This is a genomic window from Streptomyces sp. NPDC058457, from assembly GCF_042720695.1.
Classification (GTDB): domain Bacteria; phylum Actinomycetota; class Actinomycetes; order Streptomycetales; family Streptomycetaceae; genus Streptomyces.
The window spans coordinates 1-20030 of sequence record NZ_JBHXLU010000046.1; the positions used below are offsets into that span (position 1 = coordinate 1).

General features: G+C 74.8%; 9 protein-coding genes. 3 read left to right on the forward strand and 6 right to left on the reverse strand.

From position 1 onward, the window contains the following. The 3 genes from ACFWPS_RS30355 to ACFWPS_RS30365 all read left to right on the forward strand — a co-directional run. On the forward strand, positions 1-5597 hold a 5597-nt coding region (locus ACFWPS_RS30355), incomplete at its 5' end, for an SDR family NAD(P)-dependent oxidoreductase (RefSeq protein WP_383710499.1). A gap of 36 nt (positions 5598-5633) precedes the next feature. Beyond that, positions 5634-9638, forward strand: coding sequence for a type I polyketide synthase (locus ACFWPS_RS30360; RefSeq protein ID WP_383710501.1), 4005 nt, complete (start codon positions 5634-5636; stop codon positions 9636-9638). A 72-nt stretch (positions 9639-9710) separates the two neighbouring features. Continuing rightward, entirely contained in the window at positions 9711-10871 is a 1161-nt protein-coding gene (locus ACFWPS_RS30365; protein WP_383710503.1) for an LLM class flavin-dependent oxidoreductase, read from the forward strand. 97 nt (positions 10872-10968) lie between these two features. On the opposite strand, the gene ACFWPS_RS30370 is transcribed toward ACFWPS_RS30365, so the two are convergent. From ACFWPS_RS30370 to ACFWPS_RS30395, 6 genes are all read right to left on the reverse strand, one after another. Next, on the reverse strand, positions 10969-13800 hold the full coding sequence (locus tag ACFWPS_RS30370; RefSeq protein WP_383710506.1) for an ATP-binding protein: 2832 nt from the start codon (positions 13798-13800) through the stop codon (positions 10969-10971). 78 nt (positions 13801-13878) lie between these two features. Further along, a complete protein-coding gene (locus ACFWPS_RS30375) occupies positions 13879-14658 on the reverse strand; it encodes a thioesterase II family protein (protein WP_383710509.1) in 780 nt (259 codons plus the stop codon). Beyond that, positions 14655-16499, reverse strand: coding sequence for a dipeptide ABC transporter ATP-binding protein (locus tag ACFWPS_RS30380; RefSeq protein WP_383710511.1), 1845 nt, complete (start codon positions 16497-16499; stop codon positions 14655-14657). Before ACFWPS_RS30380 ends, ACFWPS_RS30375 begins: the two co-directional genes overlap by 4 nt. Then, on the reverse strand, positions 16496-17395 hold the full coding sequence (locus tag ACFWPS_RS30385; protein WP_383710513.1) for an ABC transporter permease: 900 nt from the start codon (positions 17393-17395) through the stop codon (positions 16496-16498). Before ACFWPS_RS30385 ends, ACFWPS_RS30380 begins: the two co-directional genes overlap by 4 nt. A 3-nt stretch (positions 17396-17398) precedes the next feature. Beyond that, complete coding sequence (locus ACFWPS_RS30390) at positions 17399-18310, reverse strand: ABC transporter permease (RefSeq protein ID WP_383710516.1); 912 nt, start codon at positions 18308-18310, stop codon at positions 17399-17401. A gap of 59 nt (positions 18311-18369) precedes the next feature. Beyond that, complete coding sequence (locus ACFWPS_RS30395) at positions 18370-20028, reverse strand: ABC transporter substrate-binding protein (RefSeq protein WP_383710518.1); 1659 nt, start codon at positions 20026-20028, stop codon at positions 18370-18372. Positions 20029-20030: the final 2 nt, after the last annotated feature.

The following is a 20030-nucleotide window of genomic DNA, read 5'->3' on the forward strand; positions in this document are numbered from 1 at the left end:
GCCGGCGCGCGCTGACCGACCACTCCCGGCCGCAGGACGCACCGGACGGCACCGACTGGACCCGGCACGCCACGGGCTTCCTCACCCGCTCGGCCACAGCCCCGCGCCCGCTCGGCGACTGGCCGCCGTCCGGGGCGACCGGGCTCGCCCCGGACGGCCTCTACGACCGGCTCGCCGCGTCCGGCGTCCGCTACGGGCCCCGCTTCCAGGGCCTGCGGGCCGCCTGGCGACGCGGCGCCGAACTCTTCGCCGAGGTCGGCCTCGACCCCGAAGAGCGAGCGGCGGCGGGCGAGTTCGGGGTGCACCCGGCGCTGCTCGACGCCGCCTTCCACGCCACCGGGCTCGACCCGGCGGCCGGCCCGGAGCCGGGGCAGGCCCTGCTGCCGTTCGCCTGGAGCGGGATCCGGCTGCATGCCTCGGGCGCCACGACCCTGCGGGTCCGGCTCACCCCCACCGCCGACGGCGGGCTCTCCCTGGACGCCTTCGACCCCGGCGGCGCCCCGGTCGTGTCGGTCGGCTCATTGGTGTACCGGCCGGTGTCGGCAGGACAACTCGCCGCGGGGGCCGGTACCGCCGCCCCGCTGTACCGGCTCGGGTGGCGCCCGCTCGCGCTGCCGGAGAGGGCCGGCGAGCGGGGCACGGAGCCCCGGGGCACGGAGCCGCAGCCCGACCACGACCGCGCGCGGGGCGCCGAGCCGCTGCCGTCGCTGGCGGACCTCGGCGGTCCCGACACCCTCGCGGCAGCGGTCCGCGCCGGACGGGAGGTGCCGGACACCGTCTGGTACGCGGTACCGGCCGGCGCACCCGGCACCGAACCGGACGCCTCCCTGCCCACCCGCGCCCGGGCCACCCTTGACCGGGTCCGCGCCCTCGTCCAGGACTGGCTCGCCCGCCCCGAACTGGACGGCACCCGGCTGGCCGTGCTGACCACCGGCGCGGTGTCCGTCGACGGCGAGGCACCGGACCTGACCACCGCCGGGATCTGGGGCCTGCTGCGCTCGGCACAGTCCGAACACCCCGGCCGCCTGCTCCTGGTGGACACGGACGATCCCGACCGGGATGCCGGCCCGCTCGCCGCCGCCGTCTCCGCGGCCGACACCGCCGGGGAGCCGCAACTCGCCCTCCGGGACGGCCGCGCCCTGGTCCCGCGCCTGCTGCCCGCCACCGCGTCCGCCACCCGGACCTGGCGGTTCGCCTCCTCCGACGGGACCGTCCTGGTGACCGGCGGCCTCGGCCTGCTCGGCCGGCTGGTGGCCCGGCACCTCGTCACCGACCTGGGCGTACGGCACCTGCTGCTGACCGGCCGCCGGGGCCTGGGTACGCCCGGTGCACGGGAGTTCGCCGCCGAACTCACCAGCCTGGGTGCCACCGTCACCGTGGCCGCCGCCGACGCGGCCGACCGGGACGCCCTGCGGACCATTCTCGATGCCATCCCCGCGGACCGTCCGCTGACCGGTGTCGTGCACGCGGCCGGCACCCTGGACGACGGCGTCCTGGCCGCCCTGACCGCCGGCCGGCTGGACACCGTACTGCGCCCCAAGGCCGACGCGGCCTGGAACCTGCACGAACTCACCCGCGACGCGGACCTCACCGAGTTCGTCGTGTTCTCCTCGGCCGCGGGCGTCCTCGGCGTCCCCGGCCAGGCCAACTACGCCGCCGCCAACACCTTCCTCGACGCCCTGGCGGCACACCGCCGCGCCCTCGGCCTGCCCGCCACCTCCCTGGCCTGGGGACTGTGGGCGGAGAGCAGCGACCTGACCGGCCATCTGGCCGGAACGGACCATCGCCGCAACGCCCGCCACGGAGCTCGCCCGATCACCACCCCCGAGGGTCTGGCCCTCTTCGACGCCGCCGGCGCCACGGACCACCCGCTGCTGGTCCCCGTCACCCTGCGCCAGGGCGCCGACCCGACCCAACTCCCACCTGTCCTACGTGACTTGGTGCGCACCCGGCGGCCCGCCGCGCGCACCGCGCCGGAGGAGTCCGACACCAACCTCGCCGTACGGCTGCTCGCCCTCGACCCGGCGGCCCGCGAGGAGTTCCTGGTCGAGCTGGTCCGCGCGGAGGCGGCCACGGTCCTCGGCCGCGACGACCGCAGCGGCATCGCCGCCGACCGGGCGTTCAAGGACCTCGGCCTCGACTCGCTGACGGCCGTGGAACTGCGCAACCGGCTGGGCACGGCGAGCGGCCTGCGCCTGTCACCCGCCGTGGTCTTCGACCATCCCACCCCACGGTCCCTGGCCCGCTTCCTGCTCACCGAGATCGCCGAACTCGCCGGAGAGCGGCGGGAGACCGTCGCGGCGGCCGCCGCACCGGCCGCCGCGGCCGATCCGGTCCGGGCGGCCGACGACCCGGTCGTGATCGTCGGCATGAGCTGCCGGCTGCCCGGCGGGGTGGCCTCCCCCGACGACCTGTGGAACCTGGTCTCCGCCGGCGGTGACGCCATCACCCCCTGGCCCACCGACCGCGGCTGGGACAACGAGGCACTCTTCGACGCCGACCCCGACCGACCCGGCCGCACCTACACCCAGCACGGCGGCTTCCTGCACGACGCGGCCGACTTCGACGCGGGCTTCTTCGGCATCTCGCCGCGCGAGGCGCTCGCCACCGACCCCCAGCAACGTCTGCTGCTCGAAACCTCCTGGGAGGCCTTCGAACGGGCCGGGATCGCCCCCGGCACGCTGCGCGGCAGCGGCACCGGCGTCTTCGTCGGCGTCATGTACAACGACTACGCCTCCCGCCTGCACGAACTCCCGCCGGAGCTGGAGGGCTACCTCCACAACGGCAGCGCCGCCAGCGTGGCGTCGGGCCGTCTGTCGTACACGTACGGGTTCGAGGGCCCGGCGGTGACCGTGGACACGGCCTGCTCGTCGTCGCTGGTCGCACTCCACCTGGCCGTACGGGCCCTGCAGTCCGGCGAGTGCGACCTCGCGCTCGCCGGCGGCGTCGCGGTGATGGCCTCGCCGTCGGGCATGGTCGCCACCTCGCGGCACCGCGCCTTCGCCCCCGACGGCCGGGTCAAGGCCTACGCCGCCGCAGCAGACGGCACCAGCTGGGCGGAGGGCGTCGGGCTGCTGGTCGTCGAGCGCCTCTCGGACGCGCGGCGGCTGGGGCATCCGGTGCTGGCGGTGGTGCGCGGTACGGCGGTGAACCAGGACGGTGCCTCCAACGGGCTGACCGCTCCGAACGGCCCTGCCCAGCAGCGCGTCATCCGGCAGGCGCTGGCCGCCGCGGGCCTGTCCCCGCACGACGTCGACGTGGTGGAGGGACACGGCACGGGCACCACCCTCGGCGACCCCATCGAGGCCGAAGCACTCGTCGCCGCCTACGGCCGAGGGCGCCCCGCCGACCGGCCGCTGTGGCTCGGCTCCCTCAAGTCCAACATCGGGCACACCCAGGCAGCCGCCGGGGTCGCCGGGGTCATCAAGACGGTCCAGGCCATGCGGCACGGCGTACTGCCCAAGACCCTGAACGTCGACGAACCGTCACCGGACGTCGACTGGGCCGCGGGCGGGGTACGGCTCCTGACCGAGCAACAGGCCTGGGAGGCAACCGGACGACCGCGCCGGGCCGGTGTCTCGTCGTTCGGGGTGAGCGGCACCAACGCGCACGTCATCCTCGAACAGCCCGTCGAAGAGACCCGGTTGGCGGAGCAGGCCGCAGCCGGCCGGACCCCGCCGCTGCCCTGGGTGCTCTCCGGACGGACTCCGGCCGCCCTCGCGGCCCAGGCCGGACGGTTGCTCGCCCTGGCGGAGGCGGCGGAACCGGCGGACCACCCCGGCATCGCGCACGCCCTCCGCACCGAGCGGTCGCACTTCGAGCACCGCGCGGTCGTGGTCGCCGTCGGCCGCGACGCCGCCGTCCAGGGCCTCGGCGCCCTGGTCCGCGGCGAACCGGCCGGGAACGTCGTGACGGGCGCCGCCGCCGACGGCGTCCGGACGGTCTTCGTCTTCCCCGGGCACGGATCCCAGTGGGCCGGCATGGCACAGGGCCTGCTGGACTCCTCTCCCGTCTTCGCCGAACGGATCCACCACTGCGCGCGGGCCCTGTCCCCCCTCGTCGACTGGGAGCTGGCCGACGTCCTGCGCGAGTTGCCGGGCGCGCCCACCCTGGACCGCGTCGACGTGGCCCAGCCCACCCTGTGGGCCGTACTCGTGGCCCTCGCCGCGCAGTGGGAGTCGTACGGGGTACGGCCGGACGCGGTGGTCGGGCACAGCCAGGGCGAGGTCGCCGCCGCCTGCGTGGCCGGGATCCTCACCCTCGACGACGCGGCGCGGATCGTCGTGGAGCGCAGCCGGATCCTGGCCGGTCTCGTCGGCAAGGGCGGCATGGTCTCGCTGGCCCTGCCCCTCGACGAGGCCGAACGGCGCCTCGCGGCCTGGCCCGGCCGGCTCGCGGTGGCGACGGTCAACGGGCCGTCCGCCACCGTGGTCGCGGGCGACGAGGCGGCCCTGGAGGAACTCCTCGCCGTCTGCGAGGAGCACGGTGAACGCGCCCGGCGGATCAGGGCGGCCACCGTCGCAGGACACTCCCCGGTGATCGACGAGGCGAAGACGGAACTCCTCGACAGGCTCGCCTTCGTCACCCCGCGCGCGGGCCGCGTACCCCTCTACTCCACGGTCACCGCCGAACTCGCCGACCCCCTGCAGCTGGACGGGAGTTACTGGTACCGCAACATCCGGCAGACCGTGCGGTTCGCCCCCGTCGTCCGCGATCTGGTGGCGGCGGGCCACACCGTCTTCGTCGAGGTCAGCCCGCACCCCGTACTGGCCGCGAGCATCCAGGACACCTTCGACGCCGAAGCCGCCCCGGACGCGGTGGTGACCGAGACCCTGCGCCGGGACCAAGGCGGCCTCGACCGCTTCCTCGCCTCGGCCGCCGTCGTGCACGCCCGTGGCGTACCGGTGGACTGGTCGCCGGCGTTCGCCGGGCTCGCGCCGCGCCGGGTGGAACTGCCCACCTACGCCTTCCAGCGACGGCGTTTCTGGCTCGACGCGGGACCGGCCCCCACCGCACGGCTCACCGGTACGAGCGCACTCGCCGAGGACAAGACGGATCCCGAGACCGAGATCGGGACCGGGGCCGGGGCCGACCTGACGGTCCGGCTCACCGCCCTCGCCCCCGCCGGGCGGATCGGGGCACTGCTCGACCTGGTGCGCCGGCAGACCGCCGACGTGCTCGGGCACGACGGCCTCGAAGAGGTGGGCGCGGACCGGGCGTTCAAGGAGCTCGGCCTGGAGTCCCTGACCGCCGTGGACCTGCGCAACCGGCTGGCCACGGCCCTCGGCCGCCGACTGCCGGCGACCCTGGTCTTCGACCACCCGACGCCCGCGGCGCTCGCCGCCCACCTGGCCACCCTGCTCCCCGCCGCCGGCGCGGCGGACCAGGGGCCGGCGCGGGACGCGCTCGCCCTGCTGGAGCGGCTCGTGCCCGGCGCCCCGCCCACCGACCCCGACGGGCTCGAACTCGTCGCCCGGATCCGTGCGCTGGCCGCGCGCTGGGGCGCCGACGCCCGGCCGCGGCAGGAGGACGGCGACCTCGACCTGGACTCGGCCACCGACGACGAACTCTTCGAGCTGATGGACAGCGAGGCGTGATGCACGACGAGCAGGCGATGCGAAAGGTGGCCGTCCGTGGCCGATGAGGAGAAGCTGCGCCGCTATCTCAAGCGCGCGCTCGGCGAGAGCCGCGAGGCACAACGCCGGCTGCACGAGGTCGAGTCGGCCCTGCGCGAGCCGGTCGCCGTGGTCGGCATGAGCTGCCGGCTGCCGGGCGGGGTCGCCTCGCCCGACGCCCTGTGGGACCTGGTGTCCGCCGGCGGCGACGCCGTCGCGCCCTGGCCCGACGACCGCGGCTGGGACCTCGAAGCCCTCTACGACCCCGACCCCGACCGGCCGGGCACCAGTTACGCCCGGCACGGCGGCTTCCTGTACGACGCGGCCGACTTCGACGCGGAGTTCTTCGGCGTCTCGCCGCGCGAGGCGCTGGCCATGGACCCGCAGCAACGCCTGTTGCTCGAAACCTCCTGGGAGGCCTTCGAGCGTGCCGGGATCGCTCCCGGCACGCTGCGCGGCAGCGGCACGGGCGTGTTCGTGGGCCTGGCGGGACAGGACTACCACACCCGTCTCGACCAGGTGCCGGCCGAGCTGGAGGGGTATCTGGGCATCGGCAACCTCGCCAGTGTGGCGTCGGGCCGGTTGTCGTACACGTACGGGTTCGAGGGTCCGGCGGTGACCGTGGACACGGCCTGCTCGTCGTCGCTGGTGGCCCTGCATCTGGCCGTTCGCGCGCTGCGGTCCCGGGAGTGCGACCTCGCGCTCGCGGGCGGCGCGACGGTGATGTCCACCCCGGCGGGTTTCGTGGCGTTCTCCCGGCAGCGCGGACTGTCGCCGGACGGCCGCTGCCGCGCCTTCGCCGCCTCGGCCGACGGCACCGGCTGGGCGGAGGGCGTGGGGCTGCTGCTGGTGGAGCGGTTGTCGGACGCGCGGCGGCTGGGGCATCCGGTGCTGGCGGTGGTGCGCGGTACGGCGGTGAACCAGGACGGTGCCTCCAACGGGTTGACCGCCCCGAACGGCCCTGCTCAGCAACGGGTGATCCGGCGGGCGCTCGCGGACGCCGGCCTGTCCCCGCACGACGTCGACCTGGTCGAGGGACACGGCACCGGCACCACCCTCGGCGACCCTATCGAGGTCCAGGCCCTCCAGGAGGCGTACGGCAGCGACCGGCCCGCGGACCGGCCGCTGTGGCTCGGCTCCCTCAAGTCCAACATCGGGCACACGGCGGCGGCAGCCGGGGTGGCGGGGGTGATCAAGGCGGTGCAGTCGATCCGCCACGGCGTCCTGCCCAGGTCCCTGCACGCCGAAGAGCCCACCCCGCACGTCGACTGGGCGGGCGGCGGCGTACGACTGCTCGACGAGGCCCGCCCATGGCCGGACGCCGACCGTCCCCGCCGGGCCGGCGTCTCCGCGTTCGGGGTGAGCGGCACCAACGCCCACGTGATCGTCGAACAGGCACCGGCAGCCGACGACACCGAGAGCCACACGGCCTCGCCGGGTGCGCTGCCCTGGCTCGTCTCCGCCCGCTCGGCGGCGGCACTGCGGAAGCAGGCGGCCCGGCTGGCCGAGCTGTTGCGGGAGCGTCCGGAGCTCGACCCGGTCGACGTGACCTGGTCACTGGCCACCACACGGGCCACGCACGACCATCGCGCGGTCGTCGTCGCCGGTGACCGCGACGAGGCTCTCGCCGAACTCCAGACCCTGGCCGAGGGCACCCTTTCGCCCGGCGTGCCGCGGACCGCAGCCGGGGGACCGCCGAGGGCGGCGGGACGGACGGCTTTCCTGTTCACCGGGCAGGGCAGCCAGCGGACCGGCATGGGCCGGGAGCTGTACGAGCGGTTCCCCGCCTACGCCCGGGCGTTCGACGAGGTGACCGCCGAACTCGAGCGGCACCGCGCCGACCGGCCCGCCCCCGCCGTGCGGGAGGCCGTCCTGTCGGAGGCACACGGCGAGCTGCTCGGCCGTACGGAGTACGCACAGCCCGCCCTCTTCGCCGTGGAGGTCGCACTGCTGCGGCTGCTGGCGTCCTGGGGCGTACGGCCCGACGTCGTCGCCGGACACTCGGTCGGGAGCCTGGCCGCCGCGCATGCCGCCGGTGTGCTCACGCTGTCCGACGCCGCCCACCTGGTCGTGGCCCGCGGCCGGCTGATGCAGGCGCTGCCGGCCGGCGGCGCGATGGCCGCGGTGGAGGCGACGGAGGAGGAGGCCGCCGCGGCACTGGGCGGCGAGGCGGCCGCGACCGTCGCGCTCGCCGCGGTCAACGGCCCCCGCTCCGTGGTCGTCTCCGGCGACGAGGAGCCGGTCCTCGCCCTCGCGGCCCGCTTCCGCGCGCAGGGGCGCAGAACGGCCCGGCTGAGGGTCGGCCACGCCTTCCACTCGCACCGCATGGACGGCATGCTGGAGGAGTTCCGCCGCACGGCCAAGGCGGTCCACCACCGCGACCCGGCCCTGCCGATCGTCTCCGACCTGACCGGCGCCCCGGTGCGGGACGGGGAGACCTGGTCCGCCGACCAGTGGACGGACCACGCCCGCAGCCCGGTCCGGTTCCTCGACGTCGTACGGGAGTTGCGGGCCCAGGGCGTGACCCGCTTCCTGGAGGTGGGGCCCGACGGGATCCTCACCGCGATGGTCGGTGACGTCCTCGCCGAGGAGGGTCCCGGCACGGCTCCGCCGACCGTCCTCGCGCCCGTGCTGCGCGCGGGCCGCCCCGAGGCGGCGACGCTGCTGACCGCGCTGGGACAGCTGCACGCCGACGGTGTGCGGGTGGACTGGCGGGCCGCCTTCGAGGGCCTCGACCCGCGCCAGGTCGAACTGCCCACCTACGCCTTCCAGCGGCAGCGCCACTGGCTCGACACCACCGTGACCCGCAGCACGACCGACGCCCCGGTGCTGCCCGGTCCGCCGCCCGCAGAACCCGGCCCCGGCTGGGCCGAGCGGCACGCGCGGCTGTCCGGGCCCGCGCTCGGCGCCCGACTGCTCGACCTCGTACGGACCCACGCGGCGGGTGCCCTCGGGCATACGACGGCCGAGGCGGTCGCGGCGGAGCGGCCGTTCGTCGAAGCCGGACTCGACTCGCTCTCCGCCGTCGAACTGCGCGCCCGGCTGGCCGGTACGACCGGGCTGCCGCTCGGCGGTGCCCTCACCATCCGTTTCCCGACCCCGGCCGCCCTGGCCGGGCACCTCGGCGAACTGCTGCGCGCACGGCCGGAACCCGACGCGACAGAGGCGGGGCACGAGGGCTCGCTCACCACCCTGTACCTGCGGCTGTGCACCGCCCAGCAGATCACCGCGGCCACCGAGGTGATCGTGGCCGCCTCCCGGCTGCGCGACACCTTCGGCACGGCGGACAGCGCCCGCAACGCCGTCGAGCCGGTCGTCCTGGCCGACGGTGCCGCCCCGGTCGCACTGGTCTGCTTCCCGGCGCTCACCGCGCTGTCCGGGCCGCACGAGTACGCCCGGTTCGGGCAGGCTCTGCACGGACTACGGGACGTGTTCGCGGTGCCCGCGCCCGGGTACGGGGAGGACAGCGCTCTGCCGGACACCGCGGACACCTTCGTCGCGATGCAGGCCGACGCGGTCCAACGGCTCGTGGGGGAGCGGCCGTTCGCGGTGCTGGGCCGTTCGCTGGGCGGCTGTGTCGCGCACGCCGTGACCGTCGAACTGGAGCGGCGCGGCACACCTCCGGTGGGGCTGGCCATGGTCGACACCTATCCGATGGACACCGCCGCCCTCCCGGGCATGGAGTGGTGGATGCCCGCCATGATCAACGGCATGGTCGACCGCTTCGACGCGTTCGAACTGGGACTGAGCGACAACGGCCTCACCACGATGGGGAGTTACCTGCGCACCTTCGGCCCCTGGCAGCCCCGCCCGGTCGCCGCCCCGACCCTGCTGCTGCGGGCCGAGGAGCCGCTGTCCGGGACGCCGGCCGACCCCTCGCTCGACACTCGTGCCTTCTGGCGGCTGCCGCACACCACGGCGGACGTGCCCGGCGACCACTTCTCCGTCCTGGAGGAGCACTCGGCGACCACCGCCGCCGCCGTCGAGAAGTGGCTCGGCACCCTCGGCCGCCCCACCTCCTGAACCGCCTCGCCTCCTGAACCGCCCCGCTCTCTGCACCGCACCATCCGCACCTGAGAGAAGAGAAGGATCACGATGACCCCACCTGAGCCGCTGCACCTGGCCGTCGCCCTGGACACCGTCGGCTGGCACCCCGCGGCGGGCGCCGGGCCCGAGGCCCCGGACGGTGACCTCTACGGTCTGGCGCACTGGGCCGGCCTGGTCAGGGAGGCTGAACGCGGACTGCTGGACTTCGTGACCCTGGAGGACCCGCCGAAGCGCCCCACCGGGCATGTCGCGCACCGGCTGGACGCGCTGCTGGTCGCCGCGGCCCTCGCCGGGAGCACCGAACACATCGGTCTGGTGCCGACCGGCGTCGTCGACCACGCCCAGCCCGCCCACATCGCGCGGGCCATCGCCACCCTGGACCGGCTCAGCGCCGGCCGGGCCGGGTGGCGGACGCAGGTGACGCCCGCGCGCCCCATCGTCATCGCCGACATCTTCACCCCAGAGGTGCAGGGGCCGATGGCCGAACTCTTCGAACGCGCCGCCGACCTGGTGCGCGTCGTACGCGCCCTGTGGGACGGCGTCGACGACGAGAAGGCACTGCGCGACCTCGCGCCCGACCGGTTCGCGCCGGCCGATCCCGACCCGGCCGGCAGCTTCACCGACATCGAGCCGCTCGGCGGAACGGCCGGCGACTGGCTCACCGTCGACTCACCCGCACTGGCCCCCCGCGCCCCGCAGGGCCACCCGCTGGTCTTCACCCTCGCGCACATCAGCCTGCCGTACCGGTACGGGGCCCGCGCCGCCGACGTGGTCTCGGTGACCCCGCACAGCACCGAGGAGGCGCGGGCGACCGTCGAGGAGATCAGGGCCGCGCAGGCCGCCGCCGGACGCGCGGTCGAGGAGGTGCACGTCTTCGCGGACGTGGTGGTCTTCCTCGACGGCGCCCCGGGCCGGGCCGCCGAGCGCAAGGCACGCCTGGACGCGGCACACGGCGACGCGTACGCCTCCGACGCCCACATCGCCGTCGGCACCCCCGCCGAACTCGCCGACCTGCTCCTGGAGTGGCAGGGAGCAGGCCTGTCCGGGTTCCGGCTGCGGCCGGGCGCGCTGCCCCACGACCTGACCGCGATCACCCGCGAGCTGGTACCCGAACTCCAGTCCCGGGGCGTGTTCAGGACCGCCTACGAGGCAGGCACCCTGCGTGAGCTGCTCGGGCTGCCGCTGGTGGCTCCGCCGGAGGTGCCGTGACCTGCCGTCGGGCGGCCGCGGGTTCGTCGTGGCCGCTCGCGCAGTTCCTCCCCCAGCCTTCGGCTGGGGGTACCCCCAGCGCCCCGAAGGGGCGCTGTCAAACCGCGCCTGCCGCCTCCTGCCGGTCGGGGCCGAGCAGGCCGAGCGGCAGGTCCGCCCGGCCCTTGACGCGCAGCTTGCGATAGGTGTGCGTCAGATGCTGTTCCACGGTGCTGACGGTGATGAACAGCCGTTCGGCGATCTCCCGGTTGGAGAGTCCGGCCACCGCGAGCGACGCCACCTGCGCCTCCGAACTGCTCAGCACACCGACCCGGCCCGCACCGCGCTCGGGTTCGGAGGGCGGCGACTCCCGGGCCGTCAGCCGTCGGGTCAGCGGGGCGAAACCGTGTTCCTCGGCGATGTCCAGGGCCTGCCGGGAGACCATCCGGGCCCGGCCGCTCTGGCCGGCCCGGGTGTGCACCTCGCTCAGATCGGCCAGCACACCGGCGAGTTCCAGCCGGTCGCCGGCGACCTCCAGCAGGTCCACGGCCTCCCGCAGTACGGTCGCGCGGTGCCGTGCGTCGGCCACGGCGGCCGCCGTGTGCAGCGCCATGCCACGGGCCCGGGGCTGGGTGGCCGGCACCATGGCGAGTTGCTCCACCGCCAGTCGCCGGGCCTCGTCGGTGCGGCCGAGGCGCAGCAGGGCCGTCACCGCGTCGCCGCGCCACGGCACGAACGCGGGGAGATCGATGTCCCATTCCCGCATCAGCCGCCCGCACCGGGCCAGGTCGTCGAGCGCGCCGTGCAGCAGGTTGACCGACAGCCGCCAGCGGCCGCGCGCATGCAGGTACTGGACCCCGAACCGGGTCTGGAACAGCTGCTCGGGCAGGGCCGACACCGCGGGGCTCCCGGTGTCCGTGAGCGCGCCGGTCGCGGTGGCGGCCAGCTGGAGACTGGCCAGCGGGGAGCCGACCAGGACGCCCCAGCCGCGCAGCGACAGCAGCCCCAGGGCCTGCCGGGACCGCTGTTCGGCGAGCCGGGCGTCGCCCTGGCGGATCGCGATCTCCGCCCGCAGCGCGGCGAACAGCGCCTGCCATGTGGGCACATCGCGCCGGGTGGCCTCGCGCAGCAGCAGATCGCACCAGGTCACCGCGAGATCGCAGCGGTCGGCGTAGACCAGCACGGACAGGGCCTGGTGGATCGTGTCGAAGCTGGTGTCGTCCAGCAGTGTGGTCTGCAGCGTCAGTTCGGCGCCGCGCACGGTCTCCGCGTCGGGTCCCGAACGCAGCAGCCGGTTCAGGGCGTCGGCCATCCGCCGGGGCGCCTCGGTGCTCCACGGGGCCGGCCGGCGCGGGCGGACCCGGGCGGTGGGCCGGGGCAGCAGCGGTGGTCGGGAGGCGTGCAGCCACTGCCGGGCCGCGTGGTAGTCCGCGGTGAAACGCGAGTCCAGTCCCTCCGCGGACTGCTCCAGGCTGCGCAGCGCGAGGGTGATCTCGTCGCCGCCGCCGTGCCACAGCAGCCGTCCCAGCAGTGCCACGACCTGGCAGCCTGTCAGCCGTCCCTCCCGCAGCGCGGCGACCAGCGGACGCAGCCGCCGGCAGGCGGTGTCGGGGTCGGTCCGGAAGTCGACGAGGCTGCGCAGCATGGTCACCGTCACCCTTTGGTCGTCGTCCGCGCAGGCCTCCTCTGCCACGTCCAGGCAGGACTCGGCGAAGGAGGTGTCGTCGCGGCGCAGCGCGTCCTGTGCCGCCTCCAGTGCCACCGCGAACGCCCACGGTTCCCGCCCGTGCCGGGCCGCCGCCAGGTGGACGGCGATCGCCGAGGCGGGCTCCCCGGCCGTGTGCAGCAGCCGGGCCGTGGTGCGGTGCAGTTCCGCCCGTTCGGCGGCGGGCATGCCAGCCAGGACGGCCGCGCGGGCGGCCGGATGCCGGAAGCGCCCGCCGTCCAGGACGCCGAAGACGTCCATCGCGGCCAGTGTCTCGTCCACGGACGCCCGCGGCCGGCCGAGGAGCTGGGCCAGCCGTTGGTGCGACCCCGAGGCCTCCAGCACCGCGAGCGCCCGGGCGGTGTCCCGGAACCGCTCTCCGGCGCGGCGGACGCAGGCGTCCACCGCCCGGCCGTACTCCTCGCCCGCGACCGGCTCCGAGGGATCGGGCCCGGTCCCGGACGGGCGGCGGGCGGCGTACTCGTGATGGTCCTCCGCGAGAGCCCGAAGCAGCAGTGGGTTGCCGCCGCTCAGCCGGTGCCAGGCCGTGGCCGCGCCACCGCCCGCGGGGACCGGGCCGATCAGCTGTGTCAGCAGTTCCCGGGTGCCCGCGGGGGACAGCGGCGGCACCCGGAGCCGGGTGAAGTGCCGTTGCCGGACCAGGGAGGTACGCCAGGACAGCTCCGTGGTCGTCGACCCGGACACGGTGTCCCGTTCGGCCACCACGAGCAGCAGCCGGTCGGTGCGCAGCAGGCGCCCGACATAGGTCAGGGTGTCCAGGGACGCCGAGTCGGCGAAGTGCAGATCGTCGACGATCACCACCACCGGCCTGCGCAGCGACAGTCCGCGCAGCAACTGCCACTGGACCTGGCAGACCTGGGCGGGGGCGGGGCCGTGGGTCTGGAGGTCCGCGTCGCACGGCGCGATCGCGGTCGCCTCGGCGCGCACGCGCAGCGCCCGCTCCTGGTCGGCGGGCGAGAAGTGCTGGTGGCGGAAGAGCTGGCCGACCACGCCCAGCGCGATCTGCTGTTCCGAGCACCGGGCCGTCGCGTGCAGCACCACGGCACCGGCCGCGTCCGCGTGTTCGCCGAGGACGTGCAGGAGCTCCGTCTTGCCGCTGGCGACCGGCCCGTTGATCGCGGCCACGCCGCCTCTGCCCGCCAGACAGTCGGCCAGCATCTCTCGCAGTCGCGTCACCTGGCTCTCACGTTCCAGTAGGACCACAGCAGGCTCCACATCTCCCACGTCGCGGTGGCGTTGTCTGTGCCGGGGACGTCAACGCCGTCGGTGACATCCATGGAGGTCCGGGTGGCGGCCCGGATGTCAGGCCGGTCCGGGTCCGGCCGGGGCGTGCGGGAACAGCCGGGCCAGGATCGACTCGGCGATCCGTTCCTGGTGTTCGAGGAGGAAGAAGTGCCCGCCGCCGAAGGTCAGCACCTCGGTGCGGCCCGTGGTGTGGCGATCCCAGGCGCGCGCCTCCTCGGCCGTCACCTTGGGGTCGTCGCGACCGGTCAGCACGGTGACCGGGGCCGTGATCGGGGGCCCCGGGCGGTGCCGGTGGCTCTCGACGGCCCGGTAGTCGCCGCGCACCGCGGGCAGGACCAGCGCGACCAGTTCGGGATCGTCGAACAGCTCGGCCGGGGTGCCGCCCTGGCGGACGATCTCCGCCACCAGCTCCCGGTCGTCGGCGAGGTGCAGCCGCTCGGCGGGCCGGACGGTGGACGGTGCCCGTCTGCCGGAGGCGAAGAGGGCGAGCGGCCCGGAGCCCGTCGTACGCTCCAGCCGCCGGGCCGTCTCGTACGCGATCACCGCCCCCATGCTGTGACCGAAGAAGGCGGCCGGGGAGCCCCAGGAGGGCGCCAGCACACCGGCGAGCGCCGCGGCCACGCTCTCGATGTCCGTGATCTGCGGCTCCGCCCGGCGTTCCTGGCGTCCCGGGTACTGCACGGCCAGCACCTCCACCCGCGGGTGGAGCAGTGCGGAGAGCCCGAAGTAGAACCCGGCCGACCCGCCGGCGTGCGGGAAGCACACCAGACGGGCACCCGCCTTCGGGGCGGGATGGAAACGCCGGATCCACAGATCGGTGTCGAGGTGGGCGGTCATGCGTGTGATCCCTGTCCTTCCTGGTCGCGGTCGGGCCGCGGCAGCGCGGCCACCAGTTCCCGCGTGTACGGATGGGCGGGCCGGTCGAAGATCCGACCCACCGGCCCGGCCTCGACGAGCAGTCCGTCCTTCATCACGATCACCCGGTCACTGACATGGTGGACGACGCCGAGATCGTGCGAGATGAACAGCAGGGCGACTCCCAGTTCGCGCTGGAGCTCGGCCAGCAGGTCGAGCACCTGGGCCTGGACCGACACGTCCAGCGCGGACACCGGTTCGTCGCAGACGATCAGCCGGGGCCGGGTGGCCAGGGCCCGGGCGATCGCGACGCGCTGCCGCTGCCCGCCGGACAGTTCCGCGGGCCGCCGGTCCAGCAGCCGGGCGGACAGGCCGACCTGGCCGAGGAGTTCGGTGACCCGCGCGGCGCGGGCCCGGCCGCGCGGGATCCCGGCCCTGGCCGCCGCCTCCCCGACGACGCGCCGCACACTGTGCCGGGGGTCGAAGGAACCGAGCGGGTCCTGGTGGACGACCTGGAGGCGGGGCCGCCTGGCCCGGCGCTCCCGCTCGGGCAGCCCGCTCCAGGCCTCGCCCTCGAACCGTACGGTCCCCTCGTCCGGCTCCACCAGACCCAGCACGATCCTGGCGGTGGTCGTCTTGCCCGACCCGGACTCGCCGACCAGGCCGAGCGTCTCGCCGGGCGCGATCCCGAACGACACCTCGCGCACCGCCGCATGGGAGCCGCCGCCCGGCGCCCGGAACCGCTTGGAGACCTCCCGAACCTCCAACAACGGCTGCTCCTGGGCGACTTGGCGGTCCCGGTCGACGGGGGCGGTCGCCGTGCAGCGCACGGCCGGCGCCGGTGGCGGCGTGTCGGGGTGCCAGCACAGAGTGAGACGCCCGTCCGCACCGGCCGCGGTGTCCGGCAGTTCGGTACGGCAGCGGGTGTCCGCCGCCGCGCACCGGGCCGCGTACGGGCAGCCGCCGGGCCCTGCCGCCTCCTGCCGCCCGGGGGCCGGTACGGACAGCGGGCTCCCCTTGGACGCGAACGTGGGCGCCGCCGTCAGCAGGGCCCTGGTGTACGGATGCCGGGGATCCTTGAGCACGTCCCGGGCCGGCCCCTGTTCGACGACCAGACCGCCGTACATCACCGCGATCCGGTCGGCGAGCCGGCTCACCACGGTCAGGTCGTGGCTGATCAGCAGCAGGGCCGTCCCGTCGGCGACCAGACGCCCCAGCAGGTCGAGGATCTGTGCCTGCACGGTCACGTCCAGGGCGGTCGTCGGCTCGTCGGCCACCAGCAGCTCCGGTGCGCCGGACAGCGCGGAGGCGATCAGCGCGCGCTGCCGCAGACCGCCCGAGAGCTGGTGCGGATACTCGGCGGCCCGGCGCTCCGGATCCGGGATACCCGCGTCGGACAGCAGGGCAAGGGCTCGCTCGCGCGCCTCGGCACCCCGGGCGAGGCCGTGCGCGCCCAGCGTCTCCCGGACCTCGGCACCCACGGTGCGCAGCGGGTCCAGGGAGACCAGGGCGTCCTGGAGGACCAGCCCGATGCGGCGCCCGCGCAGGGCACGCCACTCGCGTTCGGAGAGGGCGGTCAGGTCGACGCCGTCGAAGTCGAGCCGCCGGGCCGCCACCGTGGCGTGCGTCCCGGCCAGCCCCAGCAGGGTGCGGGCCGTGACGCTCTTGCCCGACCCGGACTCGCCGACCACGGCCAGGCATTCACCCCGGTCGAGGGTGAACGACACGTCCCGTACGGCCCGGACCGGCCCGCCGCGCCGGAAGGCGCCGAAGGTGACGTCGAGGTTCTGCACGCTCAGCAGCGGCGCCGGGGTGCGGGTCATCGGCTGGTCCTCCGGGTGAAGCGCTGCTGGGCGTGGCGGCCGACCACGTTCACGGCGATGACGGTGACGGTGACGGCGGCTCCCGGGAACACCCCGATCCACCACGCCGTCTGCAGGAAGTCCCGGCCGGAGGCGAGCAGCGCCCCCCACTCGGGCGAGGGTGCGGCGGGGCCGAGGCCCAGGAAACTCAGCCCCGATGCCGAGATCAGCGCCGTGCCGAAGCCGACGGTGGCCAGGGTCAGCAGTGGGGCGAGGGCGTTCGGCAGGACGTGCCGCAGGACGACCTGCCGGCGTGGCAGACCCAGTGCCACCGCCGACTCGATGTATCCGGAACGCCGCACCACCATGGCCTCCGCACGTACCAGCCGGGCGTAGCCGGGCACGAAGGCGATGCCGATGGCGGCCATCACGTTCACCGTGCCCGAGCCCAGGACGGTCACCACCAGGAGCGCCAGCAGCAGCGCGGGCAGCGCCAGCAGGATGTCCGCGAGCCGCATCAGGACCCGGTCGGCGAGCCGCCCGCCGAGCGCGGCGGCCAGCCCGTAGGCGGCCCCCAGGACGACCGAGACGACGGTGGCGCCGAAGCCCAGCAGCAGCGAGGGCCGGGCGCCGTAGAGGATCCGGGTGAACAGGTCGCGGCCCAACTGGTCGGTGCCCAGCCAGTGGTGGGCACCGGGCCCGCGCAGCGCCGCCGGCGGGTCGGTCGCGGTGGGCGAGGCGCCGGTGAACAGCCCCGGTACCACCGCGACCAGAACCACGAGCAGCAGTACCGCGCCCGCGAGCGCGACCGCCGGCGGCATGGACGACAGCGGCCGGGCCCACCGTCGCCGCGCCCGTGGCGCGGGCGCGGCGACGGCAGTGCCGGGTCCGGCCTCGGGGAGCAGGGAACTGGCCATCTGTCAGGCACTCCTGAGCCGTGGGTCGATGACGGGGTAGAGCAGATCCACCACGGTGGAGATCACGACGAAGACGAACGCCGACAGCAGGACGACACCGATCACCACCGGCATGTCCTTGGCGGTCACCGCCTGGAGCACCAGCGAGCCGAGCCCCGGCCGCCCGAACACCGCCTCCACCAGGACCGCCCCGCCGAGCAGCGAGCCGGTGAGCCATCCGGCCAGGGTGAGCAGCGGGATCGCCGCGTGCCGCAGCGCGTGCCGCAGCCGAACCGCCGTCCGGCCGACGCCCCGGGAGCGTGCGGTGACCACGAACGGCTGTTCCAGCGCGGCCTCCAGGCCCTCGCGCAGCACCTGGGCCAGCACACCGGCCAGCGGCAGCGCCAGCGTGACGGCCGGCAGGACCAGTGCTGCGAAGCCGTCGGCACCGGCCACCGGGAACAGCCGGAACCGGAACGAGAAGACCGTCAGCAGCACGATCCCCACCCAGTAGGACGGGGTGGACGCGGCGACCAGCTCCCACAGCGAGGCGAGGGCGCGCAGCGCGGGCCGGCGCCCGGCCGTCGCCACCGCGGACAGCACCGCGAGGACGACGGCCAGGACCAGCCCGGCCGCGGCGAGCTGCACGGTCGGCCACAGCTGGTCGCCGATCAGCGACCACACCGGCCGCTGGAGCTGGTACGACTGCCCGAGGTCGCCGCGCACCAGCCGGCCCAGGTAGTGCAGGTACTGGTCGGCGACGGGCCGGTCGAAGCCGTACTCCCGGCGGATCTCGGCCCGTACGGCGGGGGAGCCGGCGTTCGAGGGCCCCAGCAGGACGGACACCGGATCGCCCGGGATCAGCTGGAGCGCCACGAAGGCCAGGGTGGCGGCCCCCGCCAGCACCGCCACCGCCGAGCCCAGACGCCGCAGCACCGCACGCACCGGTCCCCACGGGCCCGGCCGCCCGGCCCCGCTCGCCGCCGAGGCCGCCGTCACTTCGCGACCAGCCAGGCGTCGTAGTACGTCAGCCAGTTGCTCGGGCTGAAGGTGAGCCCCTTCACGGTGCTCGACTCCCCGACGAGGGAGACCTGGGTGTACAGGGGCACGACGACGGCCAGGTCGATCGCCCGCTGCTGCACTTTCGGGTAGACGTCCGCGTGGACCTTCTCGTCCAGCGTGGCCCGGCCCTCGTCCGTCCACTTGTCGAAGTCGGTGTCCTTGATGAAGGTGGCGTTGATGCCGCCCTTCGCCGGTGCGCTGCCGGAGTTCAGGAACAGCCACAGCACGTCCGGGCTGAACCGGGGCCAGCTCAGGTCGATGACGTTCGCCTTGCCGCCGTAGACCTCGGTGTTGTAGCTGCCGAGGTCGAGGTTCGGGCGTTTGACCTCGACGCCGATCTTGTTCAGGTCGGCCTGGATGGCCTGGCCGAGCACGTCACGGCCCTCACGGGTGGCCTGGATCGACAGCTGCGGCCAGGTGATCGTGAGCCGCTTGCCGTTCCTCGTCCGGTAGCCCTGCGCGTCCCGTCCGGTCCAGCCGGCCTCGTCCAGGAGCTGTGCGGACAGCTTCGGATCGTAGGGCCAGCTGCCTTCAAGGGACTTGTCGTAGTCCGGGGTGGTGGGGCTGATCGGGCTCCAGGCCCGTGGATACTGCCCGAAGGTGACCGTCTTGACGTCCTGGTCGATGTCGATGCCCCGCTGGACCGCCTTGCGGACCCGCTGGTCGTCGAGCGGGGCCAGCGAGCCGTTGAGCCAGAGGTTGTAGTTGCCGCCGGGGTTGCGCCGGGAGATCAGCGAGAGCCCGGGGGTCGCCTTGACCGTCGTCACGTTCTGCGGCGGAATCGCCTTCGCCACCTGGACCTGACCGCTGGTCAGCGCTCCGGCGCGTACCGAGGCCGTGGGCAGGAACCGGAAGACCAGTTTGTCGAGGTGGGCGGGCCCGGTGTGCGCTGCGGTCGCGGGACCCCAGGCGTACTTCGGGTTGCGGGTCAGCACCGCCGACTGGCCCTTGGTGTACCCGCTGAAGACGAAGGGGCCGCTGCCGACGTCGGCGGCACCGCCCGCGGCGAGCTTCCCGGCGTTCGCCTTGAGCGCCTTGGGGGAGTAGAAGCCCAGATAGGTAGTACTGGCGGCCTGCAGGAACGGCGCGAACGGCTTGGAGAAGGTGACCTTCGCCGTGTAGGCGTCGACCACCTGCGTGCCGGTGTACGGGCCCAGAAGACTGATCGCGTACAGCGACTTGGTCGACTTGGCCACGATGTGGTCGAAGTTGGCCTTCACCGCGGCGGCGTCGAACCGGGTGCCGTCGCTGAACCTCACGTCCTTGCGCAGGTGGAAGGTGTACGTCCTGTAGTCGTCGGAGATCTCCCACTTGGTGGCCAGCCAGGGGTGGAACTTCCCGGCGGCGTCCTGGGAGACCAGCGAGTCGAAGACCTGGCGCTGGATCTCGGCGGTGATGTCCTGGGTGCTGGCGTGGATGTCCCAGGAGACCGGCTCGGTGTCGACGGCGGCGGTGAGCGTGCCGCCCTGGACCGGCTTGCCGGCGCCGGACGCGCCGGTGCCGTCGCCGCCGGACGAGCAGGCGGTGAGGAGCAGCAGCCCGGCCACCGCCGCCGCGAGCTGCCGACCGGGTCCGGACAGGGATGGACGCATGT

Coding starts and splice junctions, on each gene's coding strand:
- ACFWPS_RS30365 (WP_383710503.1), top strand. CDS start 9,711: ATGACCCCACCTGAGCCGCTGCACCTGGCCGTCGCCCTGGACACCGTC.
- ACFWPS_RS30375 (WP_383710509.1), bottom strand. CDS start 14,658: ATGACCGCCCACCTCGACACCGATCTGTGGATCCGGCGTTTCCATCCC.
- ACFWPS_RS30380 (WP_383710511.1), bottom strand. CDS start 16,499: ATGACCCGCACCCCGGCGCCGCTGCTGAGCGTGCAGAACCTCGACGTC.
- ACFWPS_RS30385 (WP_383710513.1), bottom strand. CDS start 17,395: ATGGCCAGTTCCCTGCTCCCCGAGGCCGGACCCGGCACTGCCGTCGCC.
- ACFWPS_RS30395 (WP_383710518.1), bottom strand. CDS start 20,028: ATGCGTCCATCCCTGTCCGGACCCGGTCGGCAGCTCGCGGCGGCGGTG.